General features: G+C 59.7%; 8 protein-coding genes. 6 read left to right on the forward strand and 2 right to left on the reverse strand.

All coding sequences use genetic code 11. The features are described 5' to 3' along the window. Positions 1 to 50: 50 nt before the first annotated feature. On the reverse strand, positions 51 to 4550 hold the full coding sequence (locus tag BMY98_RS14440) for a deaminase domain-containing protein (protein WP_074890319.1): 4500 nt from the start codon (positions 4548 to 4550) through the stop codon (positions 51 to 53). Positions 4551 to 4746: 196 nt separating this feature from the next. Next, positions 4747 to 5013 (reverse strand): DUF2790 domain-containing protein, encoded by a 267-nt coding sequence (locus BMY98_RS14445; RefSeq protein WP_074890321.1) that lies wholly within the window; start codon positions 5011 to 5013, stop codon positions 4747 to 4749. A 449-nt stretch (positions 5014 to 5462) separates the two neighbouring features. Here BMY98_RS14445 and acs point away from each other — a divergent pair, with 449 nt between their 5' ends. From acs to BMY98_RS14480, 6 genes are all read left to right on the forward strand, one after another. After that, complete coding sequence (gene acs, locus BMY98_RS14450) at positions 5463 to 7418, forward strand: acetate--CoA ligase (RefSeq protein ID WP_074890323.1); 1956 nt, start codon at positions 5463 to 5465, stop codon at positions 7416 to 7418. A gap of 1414 nt (positions 7419 to 8832) precedes the next feature. Continuing rightward, positions 8833 to 9609, forward strand: coding sequence for an ABC transporter substrate-binding protein (locus BMY98_RS14460; protein WP_074890326.1), 777 nt, complete (start codon positions 8833 to 8835; stop codon positions 9607 to 9609). A 91-nt stretch (positions 9610 to 9700) separates the two neighbouring features. Continuing rightward, positions 9701 to 10390, forward strand: coding sequence for an ABC transporter permease (locus BMY98_RS14465; RefSeq protein WP_074890328.1), 690 nt, complete (start codon positions 9701 to 9703; stop codon positions 10388 to 10390). After that, the gene (locus BMY98_RS14470; RefSeq protein ID WP_074890330.1) at positions 10387 to 11085 is read left to right on the forward strand and encodes an ABC transporter permease; all 699 of its coding nucleotides are present in this window, start codon (positions 10387 to 10389) and stop codon (positions 11083 to 11085) included. The genes BMY98_RS14465 and BMY98_RS14470 overlap by 4 nt, the downstream gene beginning before the upstream one ends. Before the next feature lies 1 nt (position 11086). Then, positions 11087 to 12199, forward strand: a complete 1113-nt coding sequence (locus BMY98_RS14475; RefSeq protein ID WP_074890332.1) for a succinylglutamate desuccinylase/aspartoacylase family protein — start codon at positions 11087 to 11089, stop codon at positions 12197 to 12199. 21 nt (positions 12200 to 12220) lie between these two features. Beyond that, positions 12221 to 12985 carry an ABC transporter ATP-binding protein gene (locus BMY98_RS14480; protein ID WP_074890334.1) on the forward strand — a complete coding sequence of 255 codons (765 nt, stop codon included), beginning with the start codon at positions 12221 to 12223 and terminating at the stop codon, positions 12983 to 12985. Positions 12986 to 13064 lie beyond the last annotated feature (79 nt).

The following is a 13064-nucleotide window of genomic DNA, read 5'->3' on the forward strand; positions in this document are numbered from 1 at the left end:
GGCGCGCCCGCTCACGTTTGTCGACCAACCCCGCTGCTGACGCTCGGCCATCAGCTTGGCGGGGTGTAGGGCAGGATGTAGCTGACGGAAAAGTCTGCCTGCGGATAGTCCAGTTTCAGGCGTGGCAGGACGAATCCTCCGCAGGAATTGCAGGTGTCCATCAGCGTGAAGAAATGCATCCTGGTCACGGCTGCTCCCGCCGGCATGTCTTGCGTGAACGCCGTGGCGATCAGGCGTTCGGCGTCGAGGTAGCGATCATGCTCGCGAATCTTGAGTTTTTGTGCGGTGCGCAGGACCGGCAAGCTGGTGAATGACGGATTCGGCGGCTGGCTGCTCATGCGTTCCCGCGCATCGATGAACGTCATGGAGCTGCCTTCACCGGTTTCGGGAACACGCAGCGTCAGTTTCCTGCCCCGCTTGCCTCCCGCCAGCGCGTAATACACGTGGCGCCTACTGTCCGCCGTTTCAGCCAGCAGAAATGCCAGATTAGTCGTGTTCAGGTGTCTGCGGATATTTTCGCCCGTCGTCTCCAAGCCAACGTCGGCAGCGGATACCGGGGTCCAGGCATGTTTGGACGCCGACGCGGGCAACAATGAATTGAGCACGCCTGAAACATGCAGACGCGTCAGTGGGTCAGCTTCGCCGAGGGGTTTGAAGTTGGCGATGCTGCTTTTGGTCAGCGTGACGAAGTTTTCCAGCGCCGTTTCCCGCGTGAGGATGTTGCGGGCATGGTTTTCCATGATGGGACGGTAGGGGCGATAGACGCGTTGCATGTCGACCCCGGGGCTCTCCAGTTCAAACAGCATGCGGGCGATGTTATCCATGTCCTGACCGAGGGTGCGTCGCCCCGAGCCCAGGCGGTAACTCTCGCTGGAGGTCAGGTACGCCTCGATATCCGCGTCCGATGTCATGCGTGCAAACGTCAATTGCGCGGCCTCCGGCAGCTCCCTGGCTTTGTAGAACTGGCCAGTGTCGGCTTCAACGGCCAGGTACTGACCGTCTTCGAGGGTCAGCCGGATTGCACGCAGTTCACGCTGGTCGTTGACCGTTTTGCAGATCGAATCGAGCTGCACCACCGGCAGCTCGTGGTTAATACGTACGCGCCAGTTGTCATCAAGGTCATCAGGCAGCCCGAGGATCCGGTCCCTCATCAATCTGCCCTGTACTGTTGGCCGGTAGTGCAGCGGCAGGGTGATACCCAAGTGAACGGCGGCGTCCGAGGTCAGGGGTGAAAGTGTGTTGTGCCCCGTCATCGGTACATTCGGTGCGCTTCGTTCCGGTAGCGTTTCGTTGACCCAGGTGCTGACCTTGCCATCGTCCACCAGCAGGTGAGTCCTTTGCGGGGTGGCTTGTCCGCGTCTCGGCGTAAACCGCAATACAGGTCTGAACCGACGGGTCATGAACGCATGGCTCGCCTGCTCACCGAACGTGAGTGGCTCAAGCGCCGTGTCCATTGCCGGGCGCGTGGTCGAGATCAGAACCACAGCGCCGGAACAGCTCCCTTGCATCGGGCTGCGACGGATTACGCAGTGAGAGGACGCTTCATCCAGTCGGCCGAGCCTTGCAGCGGGTGCCTCCAGTTCCACTTTTCGCAGCATGCCGGATGGCCCGTCAGCGTCGAAGCGGTAGCTGACGTCGTCGATGATCAGATCAGTCATTGATTGACCCCGGCGCGCCACATGGATGTTTCGGCCTCCGGCCACCGACAGATCATAACCATGCCCGTCTACTTCGTTCAGGTGCACGGCGCCTGGAAACTGGCCCGGCAGCAAGTGCTTCTGGGTGGTGGTAAACACCGGTGATTCATCCGTCCATGCAGCCGGATGGCGGCTGAGTCGAGGGCCATAGGGTTTTTGATCGCGGGGATTGCACCAGCGGTAGTCCGGGGTTTGATCGACAGAGATGTTTCGTACCAGGACCTGGTCGACGTTATCCACTTTCGCCCACATCAGGGCCGGATCAGGCGTTGCTTCACTGTTGGACAGGCGCTGGAACATGCCATTGCGTTGGGAGAACTTGCCAGTGACCAGGGTGACACCGGCGGCATGCACTCTGCGCTCGAAACGCGCGCGTTCCACGGTCTGTCCGGGAAACCACTTCGCGTTTTGCTGACGGGGACTGGTCGGCGAAGGCGGACGAGGCGACCAGGCACGCTGTTTGTTTCCCAGCTTGATCAGCGGTTTGAGTGTGCGTCCGGCGATGGTCATGACCGTGCCGATCTCTCCGGCTACGTCGGCAACGCAGGAGGCGGCGTCGCCACCGGTAGTGACGTCAAAGCACCCGACGATGGGGATCACCGATTTGATCAGCTTCCAGGCATACATCGCATCGGAGGTCGACTCGCGTTGCCGTTTCCAGGTTTCCTGCCGGGTCGTGCCTTTGCAGGCTTCGCGCAATTCCTGGCTATGGTGCAGGAAAATCTGGTCGACGAAGCCCTGCACCAGGTGGGTCTGGTTATCGGTGCCGGGACGACGGATCAGCGGCACCGCTTTCGACAGGATGGACTTTTCATAGGGCAGGGGGGCGCCGTTGTAGCGCTCATGGTCGGGAGCCATCAACAGGTTCAATGCTTCGGCGGCCAGGTTTGGATCTTCAAGCGGCATCACCCTGCCGGGATCGACGACAGTGCATTCAAACCCGAAGTGCTCTGGGAACAGCTCGTACACCCAGTGCTGCCCTTCATGGACGACATGCACCAGGCCGCCGTGCCCGCCTCGGCAATCCTCCCAATCATCCGCAGGGCTGCTGCCGACCGAGGGCACTCCGCCCACCATCGGGCCAACGTAATGTCGCCATACCACCGCGTAACAGACGATATCGGCGCTTAGCAGACGGTTGCGATGAAGCGTCGGCAATTCGTCCAGAAACAGCGTCATCAAGTGCGTGTACGTCTGTCGTGCCTCAATCAAATAGCGATCAAACGCCTGATGGAACTGCAGCGTGGCGTCGGGAAGCGGTTTCGCCGGAGGACGTGAAGGCCGATGCGCCGCACCATTGTCCAGGTAAGCCTCCAGCTCGGTGATGTTGGCATAGCCCCTGATCATGGCATCGGGCTCGATGCCCGCTTCTATCAGCAATCGTCGCGCATCATTGAGGCGATCGGGAGGATTGTTGAGTGCCTGTCGCTCACAGGCGGACTCGAAGTATCGGGTCATGCGCGCGATGTCGTCGGCAGAGTAACGGGGTTGTTCGACGATGTGGTTCTCGTACAGATTCCACACGATCATGGCGTCAAGTCGGGTCGTTGCAACGTGAAGCCTTGCTTCCTCAGTCCTGGCCTCAGCCGCGAACTGTGCGGGCAGCGCCTCCCACTGCGCGAACGTCCGTGATCCCGGGGCGGCACGGTCCAGTGTCATGGCGTGGCGAAGATTGGCCCAGCGCAGGTCGGGTTGGTAGCGAAAGTCATCGGGTGCATCGGTCAGCAGCAGTTCCGGGGCAAAGCGCGTCGCCAGCAATTGCATGATGATCTGCGCGTCGGCGTTCCGGCATCCCAGGGTGTTGCGCAGACTGTTGACCAGATTGATGCGAATGTCATACAGCGAACAGTCGGCTTTGTCCTCGGCGAACAGGTGGAAATCAAGCAGGTAACCGATGCGCCTTTGATGGATCGGGTAAATGCAGTCGATCAACGCCTGGATCGCCAGTTGCCGCGCCATCGAATGCGACGCCAGGTGCTTGTCTTCAGGGTTGTACCATTCCAGCGCTTCTACCAGACGGTTCTGCAAGGCGGCAAACGGCGCGCAGTTCAACAGTGCGTCGAGCGCAATATCCACAGGGTGGGTCAGGGTGGCACCCGGGAAAAACGCCATTCTGTCGTCTCTGCCCGGGATCATATCGGCGCCCGCCGCGATTTCCCGGAGGCTGGCAGGGCGAAATTGACCGCTGCTGATGGTGAGCAGGTCCATGGGCAGCAGTTTCAGGAGCTTGATGCAAAGGGAGTCCCCAGGTTGATCAACCAAGAGGTGACTGACCACTGCGTTCAGGTCTTGATAACCGTGCAGGTCGAGGGGTGGGGGTAAAGGCACTGTCTCGGGCGCCGGGACGCCATGGCCCAGGTCGTCATACAGCAGGAATGCCGCTGCCCACAAAGCGCCGACACGGCGAAGTGTCGGCAACGACCTCCACAATCGATCGGCCAGGGAAAACGTTTTGTAGGCGCAAGCGCTTTGGTGAATCTCGGTCAGCGCGGCATCCAGTGTGCCCGGTCGCTCGTGCTCAATGGCCAGGCGACACACTGTCTGGAAAAACGCCACTCGGGTGTGCGGGTCAATGGCAGTGTTTACATCGCCTTCGTACAGCATGCCGCTGATATAGCGTTCCACGTCGGCGGAGCCGAGCACGCGATGAATCAGAGTGAGGAAATCCCTGTCGCGAAGCGTCTTCTCAACGACGGCATCAGCCGCCAGGTATTCTTTGAATACATCACCCAAAGATACCGCGATGGATTGGGGGCCGGTAATCTCGTTGACCCGGACTATATCTTCAGCCTTGAGACGTTGCAGTCTCGGGTGAATCAATGTGGATGTTTCGTGATGAGGGTGGGAACTCATGTATTGCACTTCCTGATTAACTGTCGAACGTTCTGTTCCCAGTGATAACTGGCAACCGGTGTAAGGAGACGTTCGTTATTTCAAGAGGTGCCGGGTATTACATAGTTATTGAAAGCAACATTTAAAATGCGCAGGCACGATAACGTTCACCGCCTCGCGGAAAGGGTTCGCGAGGCGATGAACAGTGAGACCTCGATCACCCGTTGCTGCAACCGTTGCCCATGACCTGATACTCAAGCACATGGCGTTTGCCCTGGGAGTCTTCGTAGGTCATGTGCTGCGGGACGACCTGGCAGACGTTCGGCACGTCATCCACCGAAATGACTTTCGCGATATCCAGCTTGGTGGAGTAGGTGTATTCCTCGACACGCTGTTGCTGGGCGGCCACTTTAGCGCCGGATTCTTCTGCCATTGCCATGGCGCTGAAACCACAAAGAGCCATTACAACCAGTGCAGCTTTCATTACTGAGTTCCTCTAAGTTGCTTCATTGACACTGCGGCGCAGAAACTGCGGTCGGCAGGGTTCACAGGACCCTTATGGGGCTCTGGGCGAAGCGGATAATGAGCGGGTGGGTTTAGTTGATCGACAGTCCAGTGTGGGGAGCTGTTATTTATCAATCATGTGCCGTGTTGGCGGAACGGATTCTATGCCCCTGTTCTGAATTCATATAGAAACCATTTTGATAAAGTCTGTTGAGCAAAACGGCAACAATCACCCTGCGTGGAGTGGGTGGCACGCTCTGTGGATTCTTTAGTCGTAGCCGGGACATGAAGATTTGCCTGAAGCCGGGCACTTCACCTGCTTTCAGCGCTATGCTCGGGGGCGGTAAGACCATCGTCGAATGGCCTTTGCAGCCATCGGCGGATACAACAGGGTCATAAAACAACAACATTTCCACCGAGGTAAGAAAGATGAGTGCGGCTTCCCTGTACCCCGTCCGCCCTGAAGTGGCAGCCAATACGCTGACTGACGAGGCGACCTACAAGGCGATGTACCAGCAGTCGGTGGTCAATCCCGATGGCTTCTGGCGCGAACAAGCTCAGCGCCTTGACTGGATCAAGCCATTCACCACCGTCAAACAGACCTCCTTCGACGATCACCGCGTCGACATCAAGTGGTTCGCCGACGGCACCTTGAACGTTTCCTACAACTGCCTCGACCGCCATCTGGCCGAGCGTGGCGATTCGATCGCGATCATCTGGGAAGGCGACGATCCTTCCGAGAGCCGCAACATCACCTACCGTGAACTGCACGAAGAAGTCTGCAAGTTCGCCAACGCGCTGCGCGGCCAGGATGTCCATCGCGGCGACGTCGTGACTATCTATATGCCGATGATCCCCGAAGCCGTGGTGGCCATGCTGGCCTGCGCGCGCATCGGTGCAATTCACTCGGTGGTGTTCGGCGGTTTCTCGCCTGAAGCACTGGCCGGTCGCATCATCGACTGCAAATCGAAAGTGGTGATCACTGCGGACGAAGGGCTGCGTGGCGGCAAGAAAACACCGATGAAGGCCAACGTCGACCGTGCGCTGACCAACCCGGAAACGGCGAGCGTACAGAAGGTCATCGTCGCCAGGCGTACCGGCGGCGAAATCGAGTGGAACCGTCACCGCGACATCTGGTACCACTCGCTGCTGGACGTGGCATCGAGCACCTGCGCGCCGAAAGAAATGGGCGCCGAAGAATCGCTGTTCATCCTTTACACCTCCGGCTCTACCGGCAAGCCCAAGGGCGTGTTGCACACTACGGCGGGTTATCTGCTGTACGCCGCCCTGACCCACGAACGCGTATTCGATTACCGCCCGGGTGAAGTGTACTGGTGCACCGCCGACGTCGGCTGGGTCACCGGCCACAGCTATATCGTCTACGGCCCGCTGGCCAATGGCGCCACCACGCTGCTGTTTGAAGGCGTGCCGAACTACCCGGACATCACCCGCGTGTCGAAAATCGTCGACAAGCATAAGGTCAACATCCTCTACACCGCACCAACCGCCATTCGCGCCATGATGGCCGAGGGCACCAAAGCCGTTGAAGGCGCTGACGGTTCGAGCCTGCGCCTGTTGGGTTCTGTCGGCGAGCCGATCAACCCGGAAGCCTGGAACTGGTACTACAACACCGTTGGCAACAAGAATTGCCCGATTGTGGACACATGGTGGCAGACCGAAACCGGCGGCATTCTGATCAGCCCGCTGCCAGGTGCGATTGCGCTGAAGCCAGGCTCGGCGACGCGTCCGTTCTTCGGCGTGATCCCGGCCCTTGTGGATAACCTGGGCAACCTCATTGAAGGCGCGGCAGAAGGCAATCTGGTGATTCTCGACTCGTGGCCGGGTCAGTCCCGCAGCCTGTACGGCGACCACGATCGTTTCGTCGACACTTACTTCAAGACCTTCCGCGGCATGTATTTCACCGGTGACGGCGCCCGTCGCGACGAAGACGGTTACTACTGGATCACCGGTCGCGTCGATGACGTGCTCAACGTGTCCGGCCACCGCATGGGCACCGCTGAGATCGAGAGCGCGATGGTGGCGCATCCGAAAGTCGCCGAAGCGGCTGTTGTGGGTGTGCCTCACGATCTGAAAGGGCAGGGCATCTATGTTTACGTCACGCTCAATGGCGGTGAGGTGCCGGACGAGGCGTTGCGCATCGAGTTACGCAACTGGGTGCGCAAGGAGATCGGTCCGATCGCTTCGCCGGATGTGATTCAGTGGGCGCCGGGTCTGCCGAAGACTCGTTCCGGGAAGATCATGCGACGCATCTTGCGCAAGATCGCCACGGGGGAGTACGACGCGCTGGGCGATATCTCGACGCTGGCTGACCCGAGTGTGGTTGCGCATCTGGTGGAGACCCACAAGAGCATGACAGCGGCCTGATGGTCGTGTTTCAGGGGCGACAGTCGCTAAGATCAAGAGCGTCTGCCTAAGGGCAGACGTTTCGCCTTCGGCGAGTTACTTGGAAAAGCACCCCTAGTAACCAAGGGTGCTTGCTCCTGGTTTGGTTCCTCCTTCGTCGGAATACCCTCACTCCGGTCCCGCTCCGTGGGCCCGCGCCCAACGGACATCCATGTCCTGACGGCGCTCTCGCCGCATCCCTGCGGCTCGTCCCACTCCGCGAGACCTGCGTTCAGCCTGCACCAAAGTCGCGTTTGGTGGTGTCTGGACTCAATGCGTACGAAGATCAAAAGCAGATCTACGGCAAAAGCAAAAGCTTCCCGGCTAAAGCCGGTCCCACAGTCGAGGTCGCCGCCACTTCCACTGAGTGCACGCGCTGCTGTTAGTGGGACCGGCTTCAGCCGGGAAGCCTTTGATCTGCTCTTTCTGATCGTTCCCACGCTCCGCGTGGTAACGCAGCCCCGGACGCTCCGCGTCCCGCAGACGAAGCGAATTCAGACACGGCGAGGTGACGCGGAGCGTCACGGGATGCATTCCCGCGCGGAGCGGGGGAACGATCAAAAGCAAAAGCTTCCCGGCTAAAGCCGGTCCCACAGGGTGTACTCGGTGCCTTTAGTGGGACCGGCTTCAGCCGGGAAGCCTTTGATCTGCAAAAAAGCGCTTTTGATCTTCCTACGCAAACATTCCAAACACCGCCAATCGCGACTTTGGTGCAGGCTGAACGCAGGTCTCGCGCAGTGGGCCGAGCGGCATGGATGCCGCGAGAGCCGCCCCCCGCCATGGATGGCGGATGGCGGCGGGCCCACGGAGCGAGACCGGAGTGAAGGAACCCGACGAAGGAGGGCCAAGCCAGGAGCAGGCACCCTTGGTTACTTGGGGTGCTTTTCCAAGTAACTCGCCGAAGGCGAAACAGTCCGCCCCTAGGCGGACGCTCTTGATCTTCACATTTCCTGGACTCAGGAATCGGGAAATATCGATTTGTTACCGCACATCCGCTCTCGTAACCTGGCGCCCCGCCGTGGGGCCTTTCCACACGAAAACAAAGCATTTCATCGCCCCGAACCAACCTGCTCCCACGCTGGACTTGCCGGATCATAAGGCTTTGCCAATAATGGGCGCGTTATTTGCTTCGTTGATAGGTTTGCCAACTCTGGCACTTGCATAAAGCTTTTTGGATGTCAATTGGCCTGATCACGATTTCATGCGCTTCTGTAACTAGTTGTCGCATTGAAGAAATATCGACTTTCAGCCTGCCGCTAAAATGCCGACCACTCGCCGAAGGCTTGTCGGGTTCAGAGACCCGCCGGCACCTCGCGTCGCAATTTCTGATTCCTCCTGTTCATTGAGCGTCTCGCTCACTGCCATTTGTCGCGTTATACCGATGGAGTTCCAAGAAATGAAAAAGCTCATGCTGCTGGGTGCGCTGGCACTGACCGTATTGGCACAGCCCGTATTCGCCGATGAAAAGCCCATGAAGATCGGCATCGAAGCGGCATACCCTCCGTTTGCCTCCAAGGCACCGGACGGCAGCATCGTCGGCTTCGACTACGACATCGGCAACGCCCTGTGCGAAGAGATGAAGGTCAAGTGCGTGTGGGTCGAACAGGAATTCGACGGCCTGATCCCTGCGCTGAAAGTGCGCAAGATCGACGCCATCCTGTCCTCGATGTCCATCACCGAAGACCGCAAGAAGTCCGTCGACTTCACCAACAAGTACTACAACACCCCGGCCCGTCTGGTCATGAAGCAGGGCACCGTCGTCAGCGACGCCCTGACCGAACTCAAGGGCAAGAACATCGGCGTGCAGCGTGGCTCGATCCACGAGCGTTTCGCCCGCGAAGTCCTGGCCCCGCTGGGTGCTGAAATCAAGCCGTACAGTTCGCAGAACGAAGTCTACCTGGACATCGGCGCCGGTCGTCTCGATGGCACCGTGGCTGACGCTACCCTGCTGCAGGACGGCTTCCTGAACACCGAATCCGGCAAAGGCTACGCGTTCGTCGGCCCGGCCTTCACCGACGTCAACTACTTCGGCGACGGCGTCGGCATTGCCGTGCGCAAAGGCGACAAGGCTGACCTGGACAAGCTCAACGCTGCCATCGCGGCCATCCGTGCCAACGGCAAATACAAAGCCATTCAAGACAAGTACTTCGACTTCGACATCTACGGCAAGTAACGTGGTTTGAAGCCGTCAATGGCGCAAGCAGCCGGTCACCGTACCGACTGATTGCGCCATTTTTCTATCCCGCGCTTGAGGGCCAAACAACATGTTGAAAGGTTACGGAGCCGTCATCCTCGAAGGTGCATGGCTGACCTTGCAGCTCGCTCTGTGCTCCATGGCGCTGGCGATCGTGCTCGGCCTGATCGGCGTGGCATTGCGGCTGTCGCCGGTGCGCTGGCTGGCATGGCTGGGCGATCTGTATTCCACCGTGATCCGTGGCATTCCCGATCTGGTGCTGATTCTGCTGATTTTCTACGGTGGCCAGGACCTGCTCAACCGCATTGCGCCGCTGCTCGGTTACGACGACTACATCGACCTGAACCCGCTGGTGGCCGGCATCGGCACGCTGGGCTTCATCTTTGGCGCGTACCTGTCGGAGACTTTCCGTGGCGCGTTCATGGCAATCCCGAAAGGGCAGGCCGAAGCGGGCATGGCCTACGGCATGAGCAGTGGCCGGGTGTTCTTCCGCATTCTGGTGCCGCAGATGATTCGTCTGGCGATCCCCGGGTTCACCAATAACTGGCTGGTACTGACCAAGGCCACCGCGCTGATTTCCGTGGTCGGTCTGCAGGACATGATGTTCAAGGCCAAGCAGGCGGCCGATGCCACCCGCGAACCCTTCACTTTCTTTCTCGCAGTCGCGGCCATGTACCTGGTGATCACCAGCGTCTCGCTGCTGGTACTGCGCTACATCGAAAAACGTTACTCGGCCGGCGTAAGGGTGGCAGACCTATGATTTTCGATTACAACGTCGTCTGGGAAAGCCTGCCGCTGTATTTCGGTGGCCTGCTGATCACCCTCAAACTGCTTGCGGTGTCGCTGTTTTTCGGATTGCTCGCCGCACTGCCGCTGGGCCTGATGCGCGTGTCGAAGATCGCCTGGGTCAATCTGCTGGCGTGGAGCTACACCTACGTCATTCGCGGCACGCCGATGCTGGTGCAGTTGTTCCTGATCTACTACGGGCTGGCGCAATTCGAAGCAGTGCGTGAAAGCATTCTGTGGCCGTGGCTGTCGAGTGCGACCTTCTGCGCTTGCCTGGCCTTCGCCATCAACACCAGCGCCTACACCGCTGAAATCATCGCCGGCAGCCTGAAATCCACGCCGCCGGGCGAGATCGAAGCGGCGCGGGCGATGGGCATGTCCAAAGCCAAGATGTACCGCCGGATCCTGTTGCCTTCGGCCCTGCGCCGTGCGCTGCCGCAGTACAGCAACGAAGTGATCATGATGCTGCAGACCACCAGTCTGGCGTCCATTGTCACGTTGATGGACATCACCGGTGCAGCGCGCGCGGTCAACGCGCAGTTCTACCTGCCGTTCGAGGCCTACATCACCGCAGGCGTTTTCTACCTGTGCCTGACGTTCATTCTGGTGAAACTGTTCAAGCTGGCCGAGCGCCGCTGGCTCAGTTACCTCGCCCCGAGGAAGCACTGATATGCAGCGCATCGATCACCCTCTGCCGTGGGGCAACCTCGGCACTCAGCGCACTTTGAGCGTGTTCCGTTTCGGCCACGGCGAGCGCAAGGCCTACATTCAGGCCAGCCTGCACGCCGATGAGTTGCCGGGCATGCGCACCGCATGGGAATTGAAGAAACGTCTGACCCAGCTGGAAGAACAGGGCCAGCTCAAGGGCGTCATCGAGCTGGTGCCGGTCGCCAACCCGATCGGTCTGGGCCAGTTGCTGCAGGGCAACCACCAGGGCCGTTTCGAGTACGGCAGCGGCAAGAATTTCAATCGCGATTTCACCGAACTGAGCGAGCCAGTCGCCCTGGCGCTGGCGGGCAAGCTCGGCGACGACCCCCATGCCAACGTCAAACTGATACGTCAGGCCATGGCCGACGTGCTCGAGCAATTGCCACCTGCCGGCAGCGAGCTGTCCGGGCTGCAGCGCGTTTTGCTCAGTCATGCCTGCAACGCCGACGTGGTGCTGGACCTGCATTGCGACACCGACGCTTCGCTGCACATGTACGCCTTGCCCCAGCACTGGCCGCAATGGCGTTCGTTGTCGGCGCATCTCGGCGTAACCGTTGCGCTGCTGGCCGAAGACTCCGGCGGCAGTTCGTTCGACGAAGCCTGTTCACTGCCGTGGTTGCGTTTGTCCAAGCAGTTTCCGGACGCGCAGATTCCGCTGGCGTGCCTGGCGACCACCCTGGAACTGGGCGGCCAGACCAACACCGGCAAGGCTGAAGCCGAGGCTTACGCTGAAGGCATTCTGGCGTTTCTGGCCGAGCAGGGCCTGATCGGTGGCGAGTGGCCGCAACCCGGCCATGAAGCCTGCGAAGGCATGCCGTTCGAAGGCACCGAAATGATTTATGCACCCCATCCCGGCGTGCTGACGTTTTTACGTCCGGCGGGAGCGTGGGTCGAGCCCGGCGAACCGCTGTTCGAAGTCATCGACCCGTTGACTGATCGCGCCACCATCGTGTGTGCCGGTACGGCCGGCGTGCTGTTCGCCATCGAAAAACTGCGTTACGCCCAGCCGGGTTTCTGGATGGCCAAAGTGGCCGGCCGCACACCGTTGCGCAGCGGCCGCCTGCTCAGTGACTGATTACTTGTGAGAACCGACATCATGAACAAACTGGAAGTCCAGGACCTGCACAAGTGCTACGGCAGTCACGAAGTGCTCAAAGGCGTTTCGCTGACCGCAAGGGCCGGCGATGTCATTAGCATCATCGGCTCAAGCGGCTCGGGTAAAAGTACCTTCCTGCGCTGCATCAACTTGCTTGAGCAGCCGAAATCCGGCCGCATCCTGCTCAACAACGAAGAACTCAAGCTGGTCTCCAACAAGAACGGCGGCTTGAAGGCGGCTGACCCGAAACAGTTGCAACGCATGCGTTCGCGCCTGTCGATGGTGTTTCAGCACTTCAACCTGTGGTCGCACATGACCGCGATGGAAAACATCATCGAAGCGCCCGTGCACGTCCTGGGTGTGCCGAAGAAAGAAGCGCTGGAAAAGGCCGAACATTATCTGAACAAGGTCGGCGTCTATCACCGCAAGGATGCTTATCCAGGGCATATGTCCGGCGGCGAACAGCAGCGCGTGGCGATTGCCCGGGCGCTGGCGGTGGAGCCGGAGGTCATGCTGTTCGACGAACCGACGTCCGCCCTGGACCCCGAGCTGGTCGGCGACGTGCTGAAAGTCATGCAGGCGCTGGCCCAGGAAGGCCGGACCATGGTGGTGGTCACCCACGAAATGGGCTTCGCCCGTGAAGTGTCGAACCAGCTGATCTTCCTGCACAAGGGCCTGGTCGAGGAGTCCGGCAACCCCCGTGAAGTGCTGGTCAATCCGAAATCCGAGCGTTTGCAGCAGTTCCTGTCCGGCAGTTTGAAGTAGCCAGCCCGCCACGTGAGAGCGGTGCGTTTTGCTTCAGAACGGTTCATGCTGCGCGTCATCCAGACCGCAGCCATTGACT

Origin of the sequence: Pseudomonas graminis, assembly GCF_900111735.1 — a bacterium.
Classification (GTDB): domain Bacteria; phylum Pseudomonadota; class Gammaproteobacteria; order Pseudomonadales; family Pseudomonadaceae; genus Aquipseudomonas; species Aquipseudomonas graminis.